Below are 13,523 nucleotides of genomic sequence, written 5' to 3'. Positions count from 1 at the left end.
CAGACGCTTGCAAAAGTGTTCCGCGCCACGGCCGGCGCCGCCCACGCCGCTTGCGGGTTCAGTCTCGCCCCAGCCACGCCCGGATCGCCGCGAAGTCGGATTCCCGCAGGCCGTGCCGCGCGTCGACGCGGTGCAGGAGCGCGCGGCCGGGGTGGTGGGCGGCCACCCAGCGCCGGTCGGCGTCTGCGATCTCGTCGTCCACCCAGACGAAGGGCCGTCCGGCGGCTCGATCGACGATCGGCCGTGTCTTCCAGTGCAGGCCGATCGTCGACCCTTCGTACGCCGTCTCCACGCTCCCCTCGCCCTCCTCGTTCTCCTCCGGGTACGGCAGTACGGGCAGTCGGGGCAGGCCGAGGCGAGGGGCGAGTTCGGCGTTCGCGTCCTCGCCCCAGGTCGTCGCCCACACCAACGCGCAGCCCAGACCGGCAAGTCGGGGCCCGAGCGCCGGGTCGAGCCGGGCCAGCAAGGGGTTCCCGCCCGTATCACCGCCCCCGTACGCCGGATAGCCCTCAGGCGCTCCGAAGGGGATGAGCGGGCCGTCGACGTCAAGGAAGAGCAGGGGGCGCGGGCGGGCAGGCGGGGGCGGGCGCATGGGGCGCACCGTAGACGACCCCGCGCCCTCGCCTCCGCGCCCCCCCACCCGATGAACGACTCCGTACCCCGCCCTCAGAACGGCAGCGGCCAGCTGTGCACCACGTCGAGCCGGGAGACCGCGCGGGTCAGCACCACATAGAGCCGTTCGAGGCCCCGCTGTTCCGCCTCGGCGACCGCGGCCGGTTCGACGGCGACGACGTGGTCGTACTCCAGGCCCTTGGCCATGGTCGCGGGCAACACCGTGAGGCGGGCGCCGAGTCGGTCCGCGGCGGCCGGCGCGAGGCCCGCCGCGGTGAGGGCCGCGTGCAGGGCGGGCGCGCCGAGCGGGCCCGCGTCGGGCGTGATCACGCCGACCGAGCCGGGCCGACCGAGCGCCTCGCGGGCCAGCCGTACCGTCGTCTCGACCACCCCCGCCGCGTCCGCCGCCGCCTCGATCCGCAGCTGCCCGTCGGCGCGCAGGGAGCGGGCGGGCGGAACGTCGACGTCCAGGGCGGCGAGCAGCCGGTTCGACAGCTCGACGATCGCCGCCGGCACCCGGAACCCGACGGTCAGCGGCGCGTACACCGCGTCGGGCCGGCCCAAGTGCCGCAGCAGTACGGGCCATTCACGGGCTGCCCACGGAGTGGTGCCCTGGGCCAGGTCGCCGAGGACGGTCAGCGAACCGTAGGCGGAGCGGCGGGCGATCGCGCGGCACTCCATCGGGGAGAGGTCCTGCGCCTCGTCGACCACGACGTGCCCGTACCCCTGCGGGTGCTCGATGAGCCCGGCCACCTCGTCGAGCAGCACCAGGTCCGCCGCGCTCCACCGCGCCGAACGGTACGAACGCGGCGCCCTCGGCCACAGCAGCAGCGTCTGCTCCGCGGCGTCGAGCACGCCGTCGGCCGCGCTCGCCAACGCCTCTGCGTCACCGAGGAGTTCGGCCAGCACCTGCTCGGGCGTCGTCCTCGGCCACACCTCGTCCACGAACGCGGTGACGGGGCGCGACCGGCCGATCCGCTGCGACCAGCTCCGGTTCCGCGGCCCCGAACGCCGCTCGGCCTGCTCCTGCACCAGCCGCACGGCTCGCGTCCGCACCCGCTCCCGCCCCACGGCGTACGGCGGCGCCTCCGCCCGTACGTCGTCGACGATCCGCTCCAGGTCCGCGCGCCCGACCCGCCAGCGGTACGAACCGTCCGGCACGGCAAGGGAGTCGGCGGGCGGGCGCACGCGCGCGTGCAGGGCGCGGCTGAGCACCCGCGCCATCCGGGCGTCGTGCTTCACGGCCGCCGCGGCCTCACTGTCCGTGCCGCGCACCGGCTGCCGGGCGATCTCGTCCAGGACGGTGGACTGCCGCACTCCGCCCTCCCCGAGCGCGGGCAGCACCTCCGAGATGTACGACAGGAACGTCCGGTTGGGCCCGAGCACGAGCATCCCGCCGCGCTGCACACGCTGCGGGTGGGTGTAGAGCAGGTACGCGGCGCGGTGCAGGCCGACCGCCGTCTTGCCGGTGCCGGGCGCGCCCTGCACGCACAGCGACGTGCCGAGGTCGCGGCGTACGAGGTCGTCCTGGTCGGGCTGGATGGTGGCGGCGATGTCCCGCATGGGGCCGACGCGGGGGCGCTCGATCTCGCCGGTGAGGATCGCGGAGCCGGAGCCGGAGCCGGAGCCGGAGCCGGGTGCGGGTCCTTCGGCGGCCGCCGACTCGCCCTGCCGGTCCAGGTGTTCGTCCTCCAGGCCGGTGAGTTCGTGCGGCTCGCCCGTGCTGCCCGGGGCCCAGCCGAAGCGGCGGCGCACCCGGACGCCCTGGGGGTCGCGCGGGCCCGCCTGGTAGAAGGCGCGGGCGACGGGGGCGCGCCAGTCGACGACCAGGGGCGGGCTCGCCGGGTGCTCGGTGATGCGGAGGCGGCCCACGTGGTAGCTCTGGCCGGCGTGGTCGCCGCCGGACCCACGCGCGAAGTCCAGGCGCCCGAAGAACAGCGGCCCCGGCGGCAGTTCGCGGAGCGCCTTCGCGTCGCTCCGGAACCGTCGGCCGAGCACTTCCGCGTCCGCCCCCGACGCCGAGACGTCCTCACCGACGACGACCTGTTCCTGTGCGCCTTCGACCATCGCCGCGAGCGCGGCACGGCAGGCGTCGTGGTGGTCCCGCTCCTGCTGGAGGGCGCGGTCGAGGCCGGGGGCGGGGGCGGGGTCGAGTTCGCGGTCGAGGTCAGCCGGGCCGGGTTCGAGGTCAGCACGCATGAGAGCGAGAATAACTTAACTGAGTAACATTTATGGCCTGAGTAACGTTTATTGGCTGAGTAACGTTTGTGACCCGGCCTCGCCTCTCCCCGTAAACTGCCCCCATGAGCCGTACGCCCCCTCCCCCCGCCCGACCCGTGCCGCCCACCGACAGCGGGAGCGGCGGCGGGCTGCGTGAGCGCAAGAAGCAGCGGACCTACCAGGCGATCTCCGACGCCGCGATCGCCCTCTTCCTGGAGAAGGGGTTCGAGAAGGTGTCGGTGGCGGAGGTCGCGGCCGCTGCGGAGATCTCCAAGCCGACCCTCTTCCGGTACTTCCCGGCCAAGGAGGACCTCGTCCTGCACCGGCTCGCGGACCACGAGGACGAGTCGAGCCGCGTCGTCGCCGCCCGCCCCGGACAGCAGTCGCCGCTCGACGCCCTGCGCCGGCACTTCCTGGCCGGGCTGCGGCGCCGCGACCCGGTGACGGGGCTCAGCGACGAGCCGGAGGTGCTCGCCTTCCACCGCCTGGTCTACGGCACACCGTCGCTGGTGGCCCGGCTGTACGCGTACCAGTCCCGCACCGAGGAGCACTTGGCCGGAGCGCTGGCCGAAGCGCGGGAAGGGGCACAAGGCGGGGACGCCGACCAGGCGAACCCCGCCGACCCCGGCGCCCGCCTCGCCGCCGGTCAGATCGTCGCCGTGCAGCGCGTCCTCGCCGAGGCGAACTGGCGCCGCATCGCCGCCGGGGAGTCCGCCGCCGCGATCTACCCGGACGCGGTCGACGCCGCGGAACTGGGCTTCGGCCAGCTGAGATCGGGCCTCGGGACGTACGCCTGACCGGGCCCGGCGAGCCACGACCGCAGCGCGCGTTCCGTCTCCCCCGGCCCCGGCACCCGGGCCAGGCCGAGCGGCTCGGCGGCGGCGAGCAGCACGCGCCGCAGCTTCTCCGCACCCCGGCCGACGGCGGCCGCGTCCACCTCGAACCCCGGCTCGGCGCCTGACTCGGCGCCCGGCTCGGCCAAGGTCATCGCCGTACGGATCACGTCCGTGTACAGGGACTGCACCCGCTTGAAGGCGAGGAGGCGCGGCAGGTCGGCCTCGTACCCCCGGGACGCGCCCGGCAGGACCTGCTCCACCTCTGCGCGCCAGCGTTCCGTCACGTACTGCTGCTGCTCGGGCGGGTAGCGGGTCAGGTAGAGGTGGGTGGCGAGGTCGTAGAGGGGGTCGCCCAGCATGGCCAACTCCCAGTCGATGACCCAGAGTCGGCCGTCGCCGTCGACGATCAGGTTCTCCCGGTGCAGGTCGCCGTGGAGCAGGCAGAACGGGCGCGGGACGAGCGGGCCGAGGCGCGCGCCGAACCCGTCCAGGGCACCGTCGGGCACGCCGAGCGCGGCGAACAGCGAGCCGTACGCGGCCCGGTGGGCGCGGCGGACGCGGTGCTCGACGAAGTGCACGAGCCGGTCGAGGAAGTACGTGGTGTCGGCGTCGGCCGCCCGGTCCGCGGGGTCGCAGCGGCGGGCCACGTCCAGCTGACCCGGCCGTACGCGTGCCAACCGGCCGAAGAGCGGAACGAGTTGATCCACGTACACATCAGGAACCCGTTCGTCCGCGGCGTAGGCCGAGCCGAGCGTCGAGCCCTCGATGAAGCGCTGCAGCAGACAGTCGCCGGCCGCGCGGACCTCCGGAACGGGCAGGTCGAGGCCGAGCCGGGCGAGGGCGCGGAGCAGGTCCTCCTCGGACGAGAAGCACCGCCGGTCGAACCACAGCACCCCGGCCCGCGGCTCGCGCACCTTCCACCACTCGGCACCGCCCAGGGCTTCCGGGCGCAGGACGTGGGTGACGTGGTGCTGGCCGGTGAAGGGGCCGTGAGCTGCGGCCGCCCCGGCGGTGTGAGCTGCGGGTTCGCCCGCGCGCAGGAGGGTGGCGGCGGTGCGGGCGGCCGGGCCCGCGACCGGTTCGGCTGACGACATGATCCGCTCTCTCGCCCGGACTGATCCGCTCTGAGCCCGGCGGCGACACCGCCGGGCAGAGGCCGTTCACGCTACTACCGGGGCACGCGCGCGCACCGCCTCCGCGAAGGATCGACTCCCCGCACTGGCATACGAGCACGCACCCCGGCGACGTCGCACCCCGGCGGGACCCGCCCCTACAGCAGCGCCCCCGGCCAGACCGCCCGCAGCACCGGGCCGAGCGAGTCCACGACGTGTTCGGCGCCCGCGTCGCGCAGCTTCTTCTCCCGCTGCTCGTCCCGCCCGTACCCCAGGAACGCGACCCCGGCGGCGCTCGCGGCGAGGTAGTCCGCGGGGGCGTCGCCGATCATCAGCGTGGTGGCGGGGTCGGCGCCCAGGGAGTCGAGGGCGCGGTGCAGGCAGTCCGGGTCGGGCTTGAGGGTGTGGACGTGGTCGGTGCGGCGGCCGTGGATGTGGGCGCCGAAGCACTCGGCGACGCCGCGCCCCTCCAGGTAGTGGCGGGCGGCCTCGGGGGCGTTGTTCGTGGCGACGGCGAGCCGGGCGCCGCTCGCGTGCCAGGTGCGGATCAGGCGGTCGACGTACGGGGTGGGGTACGCGCGCGCCGCGGCGTGCAGTTCCTCCTCGGTGAGCCGCGCCTCCAGGGCCGCCTCCAGCGCGCTGCCGGGGTGGGCGAGGTGCACGGCGCGCAGGACGGCGTGCGGGTCGCCGGAAGTGCGCTCGGCGTCGGTGAGCAGGTCGTCCTCGTGCTGCTCGGCGAGCCAGCCGACGAGGTTGTCCACGACGGTCTGCGCGTCGTGGTTCGCGTACAGACGGCAGATCGGGCCGTCGAAGTCGAAGAGGACGTGTTCCGCGTGGACGATGCGGCCGATCAAGTCCGGAAGGTTCTCGCTCACTCGCCCCACCCACTCGCCCTGAGCCGTGTCGGAAGTCATTAAGAGAGTGTCAGGGGCCGGGCGATGGTGTTCCAGAGTGCGTCGAACCACTTCTGCGACTCGGAGACGAACTTCTCGTCCCGCGGCCCGGCCGGCTTCTCGAAGGAGAACAGCAGCGACTCCGCGCCCAGCGCGTCGTACATGTGGATCTTCTCGCTGTCGATCTCCTCCTCCCGCTTGGTCACCATGTAGTACGCGAGCAACGCCTCGGCGCCGTTGAGGAGGTACAGCTTCATCGGCGGGGTGAACGGCAGGGCGCGGAACTCCACGTCGATGTCGATGCCGTGACTGGTGCGCAGGGCGCGCAGGTTGTGGCGCAGGACCTGGCCCTGGGCGTTGCGCTGGGCGAGCCAGCGGGCGTGCACCTGCTCGTCGACGGTCGACTCGTCCCCGGCCGGGCCCGCCTCGTCCGGGTCGCCGGCGGGGACGGGGAAGGCGAGGTTGATGCGGCTGCTGGGGAGCAGGACGCGCAGGGTGATGGACTCGGGGCGGATGCGGCCCTCGTAGATCAGGCGGAGCGGCTCGCTCAGGCCGAGCATCAGGGTCTCGGAGGTCAGGCTGGTCGCGTCGATCGTGACGTGCTCGGCCTGGAAGGCGTCGACCAGGCGGGCGGCGAGGCCGACCATCGTGGTCTGCGGCTCCTCGGCGCCCGGGGCCGGCTCGGCGACCTGCGGCGGGCTGCCCTTGGAGACGTTCACGAGGAGGCCCTCCTGCGCGAGGATCGCGAGGGCCTGCCGCACCGCGCCGCGCTCGACCCCGAACTCCTCGGCGAGCTTGGCCTGCGTCGGCATCCGGCTGCCCGCGGGCACGGCCCCGCTGCGGATCCTCCGGCGCAGCTCATCGGCTATGTCCTTGTACGAGGGCTTTCTGCCGTTCACCGCAACGCTCTCCTGGGCCTGGGTCACGTCCCAAACGGTACAACTCCCCGCCATCTAATGGGAGTTGTGTGAAGGCTGTTTAACCAAGCCGACCAAGAGGGCACAACCTAGACGTAGTTGGCTGCCAACTTCCCAACTTTCTCAACCTGGCCGATCCTGGTGAGAGTTGCCGAAGTTGCCCGCCAGGTTTCTCCAGTCGGCTCCTTCCAGCCGACTCCTCCCAGCCGAAGGAGGATCCACCATGCCAGTCATCGCCATCCTCGGAGCCGCGTTCGTGTTCGGCTTCGAGCAGCTCGTCGAGTGGCAGTACGGTCCCCTGGGGATCGTGGGAATGCTGTTGCTCAGCGTCGGCGTCAAGGCCAAGGACCCCACGTGCAGTTCGCTCGGCGCGGTCGTCCTCGCGGTCCTGGTCGCCGGTCCCGCACTGAACTGACGCACGACGCAGCGGACTCAGGCGCGGCGTCTCAGAACATGTCCGGGCACCACGGACTGCGAGGCGTACGCAACAGGGCGTCGGCAACGGCGGCGGCGCCTGCCCGTTCCTCGGTCAGCCGGCCGAGCGCGGCGAGCCGCACGGCGGACTCGTCACCCAGCCACAGCGAACCCAACTCCCGTACGTCCAGGGCGACATCGGCAGTGCCCCGGGTCGGCGCGCAGGTTCCGCGCCCGTCCGCCCCGGCCTCGATCCGGTACCGCCCTGCTGCGAACCCCAGCCGGTCGCGCACCTCGACGACGAGGGCGCCCGGCCTTTCGTACGTCCGGGCCTCGAACGCCGCCGGGACGTCGAGGAGCCGCACCCACAGCCAGTCCCCGAGCGTGACGACGCGGGCCGCGCGGGCGTTCGGGAAGAGGCTCGCGACCAGGTCGTCCGGGGCGCGCGGGCCGGTGCGGACGGTCACGATCCAGTCGACCGAGCAGACGTACCGCCACAGGGCGCGTTCGGCCGCGGGCGTCGCGGCGATCAACTCCCGCACGGTGGCGGTGTTCATGGGCTGCTTGCCGTCGCCCCACTTCTCGTCGCAGCTGTACGCGATCAGGCCCTCGACCTCGCCGGCCGCCGAGCGGTACACGGCGAAGAACGGCTCGGTCCACGGCGCCCGGTCGAGCCGCAGCGCGCCGGTCGTCGTCTGCCACCAGCGGTCGCTGCGGTCCACGGCGCCGGGGGTCGCGCGCCGCACCCGCTCGTGCAGCTCGGGGCCGAGCTTGCGGACGTCGGCCGGGTCCACGAGGTCGATCCGGGCGCCGTCGTCCGGCCCGGACCAGCGCGGGTCGAGGCCGGTGCGCGGGACGTCGATCTCCCACTCGGCCATGCGCGTGGCCTGGCCGAAGCCGTACCGCCCGTAGATCGGGTACTCGGCGGCGATCAGCGTGGCGACGACCTCGCCGCGCTCCTTCGCCGCCGCGAGGTCGTCGGTGATCATGCGGCTGAGCAGGCCGCGGCGCCGGTGCGTCGGCGAGACGGTGACGTTGGAGACGGCGCACGCGGCCACCTCCGCGCCCCCGACGGCGGTCAGCCGCTGCGCGAACGAGCGGTACGTCGCCACGCACCGCCCGTCGTCGAACGCCCCCCGCACCCGGCTCAGATCGACGGACGACCTGCGGTCCTCGACCTCCCGCTCGGTGGAACTCGGCGCCCGCAGGAACCCGGTGTTCAGGGCCCGCACCCAGTCGGCGAAATCGTCCTCGGCAAGGGGGCGAACGTCTAGAACCATGCCTTCACGGTAGGCGGACGATCACCGGCCCCGCACATGATTTTCCGGCGGGCGTACGGGCCCACGGCGCGGGGCCCACGGCGCGGGGCGCGGGGTTAAGCGGACGGCGCTCGCCCCAGCCTCGGGCAGAGCCTCCCCCGCAACCTCAGAACGCCGCCCGGATCTCCCCCACCTCTCGACCGCCGCCGAGGAGCGGGGCCGCGGCGATGCGGGGGAGGGCGGGGGTGTCCACGTCGAGGAGTTCGAGGGTGCGGGCGAGGATCGGGCCGAGGGCTCGGATCGCGCCGTCGTCGACCTTGAAGGCGAGGGCGCGGCCGTCCGGGAGGGCCACCGCCTGCACGGCCTCGGCGCCCATCTTCGACAGGACGCCCGGCATCGACTGCATCAGCCAGGTGTCCGGGCGGCGGGTGCCCGCCACGTACTCGGGGTGGGCGCGCATCGCGTCGGCGACGCGGCGCTCCGGCGTACCCGGCTCGGCGAGCACGAAGTGGCGGAAGGCGCGGGCGAGGCCGGTGAGGCTGATGGCCATCAGCGGGGCGCCGCAGCCGTCGGTGCCGGTGGCGGCGACGGGCTCGCCCGCGGCCTCCTCGATGACCTCGCGGACCAGCTGCTGCAGCGGGTGCTGCGGGTCGAGGTACGACTCCTGGTCCCAGCCCCGGCCGGCGCACGCGGCGATCATCGCGGCGTGCTTGCCGGAGCAGTTCATGGCGACCCGGTCGCGCACGGAGCCGCCCGCCAGGTACGCCTCCGCCTCGGCCGGGTCGAAGGGCAGGTCGGGCGGGCACTGCAGCGCGGACTCGGTGAGCCCGAACTCGCCGATCATCGTGCGGACCAGGTCGAGGTGGAAGGGCTCCCCGGAGTGGCTGGCGGAGGCGAGGGCGAGCCGCTCGCCGGAGAGGTCGAGCCCGGCGCGCAGCACGGCGGCGGCCTGCATCGGCTTGTTCGCGGAGCGCGGGAAGACGGGGGCGGAGACGTCGCCGACGGCGCGCTCGACGCTGCCGTCGGCCGCGAGGACGACCAGCGAGCCCCGGTGGCGTCCCTCGACGAATCCGGAGCGCACGACCTCGGCGAGGACCGGCGATATGGCGGGCTGCGGGGCGGCGCTGGCGGTGGCGGATGACGTCATCGTCGGTGGATGCCTTCCGGTGGTCCCGCCGCCGGGGCCCGCCGGGGTGGCCGGGGGTCAGGCGAGCAGGTCGTCTACTTGTGCTTCCCCTTCACGGTACCTGCGGGCGATCTCGGCGCTGCAGTCGTCGGCCGTGCGCTGGAGCAGCTGGCGCCGGTGCGAGACCTGCTGCTCGTACCGGACCAGGCGGCCCATCGCGGCGTGCAGCTCGTCGTCGGTGCGGGCGTCCAGGTCGGACAGCTCGACCTCGCCGAGCATCTCGGCGGCCAGGCTGCGGTACTCCTCGCCGTGCGGGGTGCCGACCGTGACGTGCCGGGCGGACGAGCGGTGCCGGGAGGGCGTGTCCGTGAGGATCTCGGAGAGCCGGGCCACCATGTCCGGGTCGGGCGCGGGCGCGGCCGGGTCGTGCCGCCGCGCCAGCTCGGCCCGCAGGATGTCGATACGGCCCTGCAGCAGCCGGCGGACATAGCTGAGGTCGGCCTCGTCCTGCTGCGAGGTGCGGCGCAGGGCCCGGACCTCGGGGAGGCGGAGCAGCGCCAGATCGTGTTCGGGCAGCTCGGGAAGGCGGTCCCCGGTGCGCTGTGCGGGCGGGCGCGGCGTACCGGGACACGCGCCGCGTGCCGTCGGTACGGGCCCCGGCGGCTGCCCCGCGGTGCTCGACGTGCTGTTCATGCTTGCTTCAGTCCCCTCGACCGGTGCGGAGCGCCACGGGCGCGCCGCTCGGCAGCAGAATGCCACCCTTCGTACCCCAGTTGGTGCGGAGTGCACTCGATCGGCCCCGGACAGCCGTATGGCGTTACGTGGCGAATTCGGGAAACCGGCCCACGCGCGACCACCCGGAGAGCGCCGCGCGACCACCCCGAGGGCGCCGGGCGCGGGCACGGCATCATGGACGGCATGCGAGCAGTGGTGCAGAGGGTGGACGGCGCGAGCGTCGTCGTCGAAGGGGAGACCGTCGGGGAGATCACGGGCGAGGGCCTGTGCGTCCTGGTCGGCGTGACGCACGAGGACACCAAGGAGAAGGCGGCCCAACTGGCCCGCAAGCTCTGGTCGTTGCGCATGCTCGACGGCGAGAAGTCGTGCAGCGACATCGACGCCCCGCTGCTCGTGATCAGCCAGTTCACGCTGTACGGGGACGCCCGCAAGGGCCGCCGCCCCACCTGGAACGCGGCGGCGCCGGGCGAGGTCGCCGAGCCGCTGGTCGAGGAGGTCGTGGCTCAGCTGCGGGCGCTCGGGGCGACCGTGGCGACGGGCCGGTTCGGGGCGCAGATGCGGGTGTCCCTGACGAACGACGGCCCGTTCACGGTGCTCCTGGAGATGTGAGGCCGTACGGGAGTTACGGCTCGACCACGACTTCCTGGGCCGCGGCCGTCGTGCCGACGAGCAGCTCCGCGTCGACCGGGACGTTCCGCTTGACCAGGGCGAGGGCGATCGGGCCCAGCTCGTGGTGGCGGGCGGAGGTCGTGACGAAGCCGATCTTGCGCCCGTCCGGGCCGTCGGCGGCGAGCCGGACGTCGGTGCCGTGCCCCGGCAGGTGGACCTCGCTGCCGTCGAGGTGCAGGAAGACCAGGCGGCGCGGCGGCTTGCCGAGGTTGTGGACGCGGGCGACGGTCTCCTGGCCGCGGTAGCACCCCTTCTGCAGGTGCACGGCCGTGCCGATCCAGCCCAGCTCGTGCGGGATCGTGCGGTGGTCCGTCTCGAAGCCGAGCCGTGGGCGGTGCGCCTCGACCCGCAGCGCCTCGTGCGCGAGCACGCCGATCGCCGGGCCGTTGGCCTCCGCGTACGCCTCCAGGTCGGCGCGCGGCAGGAAGAGGTCGCGGCCGTGCGCGGTCTCGCGTACGACGACGCCGTCCGGGACGGGGGCGATGGAGCCGGCGGGGAGGTGGACGACCGCGAACTCCTCGGTGCGGTCGGCGACTTCGACCCGGTAGAAGAACTTCATGGACTCCAGGTACGCGAGGAGCGCCTCGCGGGTGCCCGGCTCCACGTGCGCCCAGACCGTCGTGCCGTCGTCGACCAGGTAGAGGGCGTGCTCGATGTGGCCGTTGGCGGAGAGGATCAGGGCTTCCGTGGCCTGGCCGGCGGGCAGTTCGCTGACGTGCTGCGTGAGCAGCAGGTGCAGCCAGCTGAGCCGGTCGTCCCCGGTGACCGCGATGACGCCGCGGTGCGAGAGGTCGACGAGGCCGGCGCCGTCGGCGAGGGCGCGCTGCTCGCGGTACAGCTCGCCGTAGTGCGCGGCGACTCCTTCGTCGACGCCTTCGGCGGGGACGGCACCGGGCAGGGACAGCAGGGGGCTCTTCATATCCACTCAGACTACGACTCGTTGACAGCCGGTCTTATTCCCCGGTCGCCGCAGCGCTTTCCCCGGTGTCCGGGACGGCCTTGGTGCACTCCCCGCAGCGCCCGAAGATCGCGAAGTGCTTCATGTCGGTGTCGAAGTCGAAGGTCGCCCGGAGCTTCTCGATGAACTCGGCGGCGACCTCGACGTCCGCCTCCACGACCCCGGTGCAGTCCCGGCAGACCAGGTGGATGTGGTGGTGCCGGTCGGCGAGGTGGTACGTGGGCGCGCCGTGCCCGAGGTGCGCGTGGCTGACCAGGCCGAGCTCCTCCAGGAGCTCGAGGGTGCGGTAGACCGTGGAGATGTTGACCCCGGAGGCGGTCTTGCGGACCTCGACGAGGATGTCGTCCGGGGTCGCGTGCTCCAGGGTGTCGACGGCTTCGAGGACGAGCTGACGCTGCGGCGTCAGCCGGTAGCCGCGCTGCCTGAGGTCGCTCTTCCAGTCGGTGCTCACCACGCGCACAAGTGTAGGCGGGGCCGGCCGCCTGCTCCCAGGCGCCGACCCCGCCCCATCCCGTACGCAACCACCGGGTTACTTGAAGAAGGCGATCCCGTCGTCCGGCAGGTCCCCGAGGTTGCGGGCCATCTCCGCGACGTCGTCGGGCGAGACGACCTTCTTCAGCTGCGCCGACATGTACGGCCGCAGCGGCACCTCGGGCGTCTGCTTCTCGCCGACCCACATCAGGTCGCTGTTCACGTAGCCGTAGAGCCGCTTGCCGCCGCTGTACGGGCCGGAGGCCGCGGTGCGGGCGACGGCGTCGGTGGCCAGGTCGATCTGCGGCTTCTTGTCGGCCAGCTCGCCGTACCAGACCTCGACCACGCCGTCGTCGCGGACCATCACGACCTCGACCTTGCGGTCCTTGTCGACCCGCCAGAAGCCGGACTCGGACTCCAGGGGCTTGACCTTGTTGCCGTCGGAGTCCAGCACCCAGGTGTGGGAGCGGTACTCGAGGAAGTCCCGGCCGTCGTGGCTGAAGCTGACTTCCTGGCCGAAGTTGCACTTCTCGCTGCCGGGGAAGTCGTGCACGCCCGCGCCGGCCCAGTTGCCGAGCAGGAAGGTGAGGGGCACGAGGTCCGGGTGGAGGTCGGACGGGATCTCGATCATGGGTTACTCAGGCGATCTGTGTCGGAGCGGAGATCAGCGGACGGGTCGGCGGACCCGGATCAGCGCTGACCCTGGTACAGCTTCTTCACGGTCAGACCGGCGAACGCGAGAACGCCGACGCAGACCAGGACCAGCAGGGCTGAGAAGAATGCCTCAAGCACGGGGTGCTCCTCGATGAGCGGTTAGCAGGACGGGGCCGCGCCCCAGCTTAGTCGGCCCACCCCCGTCGTTCTCTGTGAGGTGGGCCGCCCCGCCCTCGCGGCCGTACGGGACGGCCGTACGGGATTACAGTGCGCGGCATGGCGAAGAAGCTCGTGATCAAGGTGACCGCGGGGGCCGACGCCCCCGAGCGCTGCTCCCAGGCCTTCACGGTGGCGGCCGTGGCCGCGGCCAGCGGGGTGGAGGTGTCGCTCTGGCTGACCGGCGAGTCCGCGTGGTTCGCGCTGCCGGGCCGGGCGGCCGAGTTCGAGCTGCCGCACGCGGCGCCGCTGCCGGACCTGATCGAGTCGATCCGCGCGGCCGGCCGGATCACGCTCTGCACGCAGTGCGCGGCCCGCCGCGACATCACGCAGGACGACGTCATCGACGGGGTGCGGATCGCGGGCGCGCAGGTCTTCGTGCAGGAGTCGCTGGCGGACGACACGCAGGCGCTCGTGTACTGAGAACTGCT

Annotated in this window: 15 protein-coding genes; 4 read left to right on the top strand and 11 right to left on the bottom strand. The window is 73.3% G+C overall.

Translation table 11 applies throughout. The annotated features are described in order from the left end of the window. Positions 1 to 58: 58 nt before the first annotated feature. Together ACIDOF_RS07855 and ACIDOF_RS07850 are read right to left on the bottom strand one after the other, a co-directional pair. On the bottom strand, positions 59 to 592 hold the full coding sequence (locus tag ACIDOF_RS07855; RefSeq protein ID WP_409004995.1) for an HAD domain-containing protein: 534 nt from the start codon (positions 590 to 592) through the stop codon (positions 59 to 61). Between the two features lie 74 nt (positions 593 to 666). After that, the gene (locus tag ACIDOF_RS07850) at positions 667 to 2,811 is read right to left on the bottom strand and encodes a HelD family protein (protein WP_409004994.1); all 2,145 of its coding nucleotides are present in this window, start codon (positions 2,809 to 2,811) and stop codon (positions 667 to 669) included. A gap of 104 nt (positions 2,812 to 2,915) precedes the next feature. Here ACIDOF_RS07850 and ACIDOF_RS07845 point away from each other — a divergent pair, with 104 nt between their 5' ends. Then, entirely contained in the window at positions 2,916 to 3,629 is a 714-nt protein-coding gene (locus tag ACIDOF_RS07845; protein ID WP_409004993.1) for a TetR/AcrR family transcriptional regulator, read from the top strand. On the opposite strand, the gene ACIDOF_RS07840 is transcribed toward ACIDOF_RS07845, so the two are convergent. From ACIDOF_RS07840 to ACIDOF_RS07830, 3 genes are all read right to left on the bottom strand, one after another. Then, the gene (locus ACIDOF_RS07840; protein WP_409004992.1) at positions 3,557 to 4,762 is read right to left on the bottom strand and encodes a phosphotransferase; all 1,206 of its coding nucleotides are present in this window, start codon (positions 4,760 to 4,762) and stop codon (positions 3,557 to 3,559) included. The two genes, ACIDOF_RS07845 and ACIDOF_RS07840, sit on opposite strands and share 73 nt — an antisense overlap. A gap of 176 nt (positions 4,763 to 4,938) precedes the next feature. Then, complete coding sequence (locus ACIDOF_RS07835) at positions 4,939 to 5,694, bottom strand: HAD family hydrolase (RefSeq protein WP_409004991.1); 756 nt, start codon at positions 5,692 to 5,694, stop codon at positions 4,939 to 4,941. Beyond that, complete coding sequence (locus ACIDOF_RS07830; protein ID WP_409004990.1) at positions 5,694 to 6,599, bottom strand: GntR family transcriptional regulator; 906 nt, start codon at positions 6,597 to 6,599, stop codon at positions 5,694 to 5,696. Before ACIDOF_RS07830 ends, ACIDOF_RS07835 begins: the two co-directional genes overlap by 1 nt. A gap of 214 nt (positions 6,600 to 6,813) precedes the next feature. On the opposite strand from ACIDOF_RS07830, the gene ACIDOF_RS07825 reads away from it, so the two are divergent. After that, positions 6,814 to 7,005, top strand: coding sequence for a hypothetical protein (locus tag ACIDOF_RS07825; RefSeq protein ID WP_409004989.1), 192 nt, complete (start codon positions 6,814 to 6,816; stop codon positions 7,003 to 7,005). A gap of 31 nt (positions 7,006 to 7,036) precedes the next feature. Here ACIDOF_RS07825 and ACIDOF_RS07820 read toward each other — a convergent pair whose 3' ends face one another. From ACIDOF_RS07820 to ACIDOF_RS07810, 3 genes are all read right to left on the bottom strand, one after another. Further along, positions 7,037 to 8,284 carry a GNAT family N-acetyltransferase gene (locus ACIDOF_RS07820; protein ID WP_409004988.1) on the bottom strand — a complete coding sequence of 416 codons (1,248 nt, stop codon included), beginning with the start codon at positions 8,282 to 8,284 and terminating at the stop codon, positions 7,037 to 7,039. Between the two features lie 145 nt (positions 8,285 to 8,429). Next, positions 8,430 to 9,410, bottom strand: coding sequence for an asparaginase (locus ACIDOF_RS07815; RefSeq protein ID WP_409004987.1), 981 nt, complete (start codon positions 9,408 to 9,410; stop codon positions 8,430 to 8,432). Positions 9,411 to 9,467: 57 nt separating this feature from the next. After that, positions 9,468 to 10,082: an ABC transporter substrate-binding protein gene (locus ACIDOF_RS07810; protein WP_409004986.1), complete on the bottom strand. Its 615-nt coding sequence runs from the start codon at positions 10,080 to 10,082 to the stop codon at positions 9,468 to 9,470. 225 nt (positions 10,083 to 10,307) lie between these two features. Between ACIDOF_RS07810 and dtd the strand changes: the two genes are divergently transcribed. Further along, positions 10,308 to 10,733 (top strand): D-aminoacyl-tRNA deacylase, encoded by a 426-nt coding sequence (gene dtd, locus ACIDOF_RS07805; protein WP_409004985.1) that lies wholly within the window; start codon positions 10,308 to 10,310, stop codon positions 10,731 to 10,733. Positions 10,734 to 10,746: 13 nt separating this feature from the next. On the opposite strand, the gene ACIDOF_RS07800 is transcribed toward dtd, so the two are convergent. The 3 genes from ACIDOF_RS07800 to ACIDOF_RS07790 all read right to left on the bottom strand — a co-directional run bounded on the left by ACIDOF_RS07800 (position 10,747) and on the right by ACIDOF_RS07790 (position 12,853). After that, positions 10,747 to 11,712, bottom strand: a complete 966-nt coding sequence (locus ACIDOF_RS07800; protein ID WP_409004984.1) for a YgfZ/GcvT domain-containing protein — start codon at positions 11,710 to 11,712, stop codon at positions 10,747 to 10,749. Between the two features lie 34 nt (positions 11,713 to 11,746). Continuing rightward, positions 11,747 to 12,205, bottom strand: coding sequence for a Fur family transcriptional regulator (locus ACIDOF_RS07795; RefSeq protein ID WP_409004983.1), 459 nt, complete (start codon positions 12,203 to 12,205; stop codon positions 11,747 to 11,749). A 75-nt stretch (positions 12,206 to 12,280) separates the two neighbouring features. Next, positions 12,281 to 12,853: an FABP family protein gene (locus ACIDOF_RS07790; protein ID WP_409004982.1), complete on the bottom strand. Its 573-nt coding sequence runs from the start codon at positions 12,851 to 12,853 to the stop codon at positions 12,281 to 12,283. A 299-nt stretch (positions 12,854 to 13,152) separates the two neighbouring features. On the opposite strand from ACIDOF_RS07790, the gene ACIDOF_RS07785 reads away from it, so the two are divergent. After that, a complete protein-coding gene (locus ACIDOF_RS07785) occupies positions 13,153 to 13,515 on the top strand; it encodes a DsrE family protein (protein WP_409004981.1) in 363 nt (120 codons plus the stop codon). Positions 13,516 to 13,523: the final 8 nt, after the last annotated feature.

Origin of the sequence: Streptomyces sp. Da 82-17 (assembly GCF_046098215.1) — a bacterium.
GTDB lineage: Bacteria > Actinomycetota > Actinomycetes > Streptomycetales > Streptomycetaceae > Streptomyces.
Note: the sequence above shows the minus strand (reverse complement) of the source record. Positions and strands in the feature narration are given on the sequence as shown.

Excerpts from the sequence above, each read along its gene's own strand:
- dtd (WP_409004985.1), top strand. The coding sequence starts at position 10,308 with ATGCGAGCAGTGGTGCAGAGGGTGGACGGCGCGAGCGTCGTCGTCGAA.
- ACIDOF_RS07855 (WP_409004995.1), bottom strand. The coding sequence starts at position 592 with ATGCGCCCGCCCCCGCCTGCCCGCCCGCGCCCCCTGCTCTTCCTTGAC.
- ACIDOF_RS07815 (WP_409004987.1), bottom strand. The coding sequence starts at position 9,410 with ATGACGTCATCCGCCACCGCCAGCGCCGCCCCGCAGCCCGCCATATCG.
- ACIDOF_RS07790 (WP_409004982.1), bottom strand. The coding sequence starts at position 12,853 with ATGATCGAGATCCCGTCCGACCTCCACCCGGACCTCGTGCCCCTCACC.
- ACIDOF_RS07785 (WP_409004981.1), top strand. The coding sequence starts at position 13,153 with ATGGCGAAGAAGCTCGTGATCAAGGTGACCGCGGGGGCCGACGCCCCC.
- ACIDOF_RS07840 (WP_409004992.1), bottom strand. The coding sequence starts at position 4,762 with ATGTCGTCAGCCGAACCGGTCGCGGGCCCGGCCGCCCGCACCGCCGCC.
- ACIDOF_RS07800 (WP_409004984.1), bottom strand. The coding sequence starts at position 11,712 with ATGAAGAGCCCCCTGCTGTCCCTGCCCGGTGCCGTCCCCGCCGAAGGC.
- ACIDOF_RS07850 (WP_409004994.1), bottom strand. The coding sequence starts at position 2,811 with ATGCGTGCTGACCTCGAACCCGGCCCGGCTGACCTCGACCGCGAACTC.
- ACIDOF_RS07835 (WP_409004991.1), bottom strand. The coding sequence starts at position 5,694 with ATGACTTCCGACACGGCTCAGGGCGAGTGGGTGGGGCGAGTGAGCGAG.
- ACIDOF_RS07820 (WP_409004988.1), bottom strand. The coding sequence starts at position 8,284 with ATGGTTCTAGACGTTCGCCCCCTTGCCGAGGACGATTTCGCCGACTGG.
- ACIDOF_RS07810 (WP_409004986.1), bottom strand. The coding sequence starts at position 10,082 with ATGAACAGCACGTCGAGCACCGCGGGGCAGCCGCCGGGGCCCGTACCG.
- ACIDOF_RS07825 (WP_409004989.1), top strand. The coding sequence starts at position 6,814 with ATGCCAGTCATCGCCATCCTCGGAGCCGCGTTCGTGTTCGGCTTCGAG.
- ACIDOF_RS07845 (WP_409004993.1), top strand. The coding sequence starts at position 2,916 with ATGAGCCGTACGCCCCCTCCCCCCGCCCGACCCGTGCCGCCCACCGAC.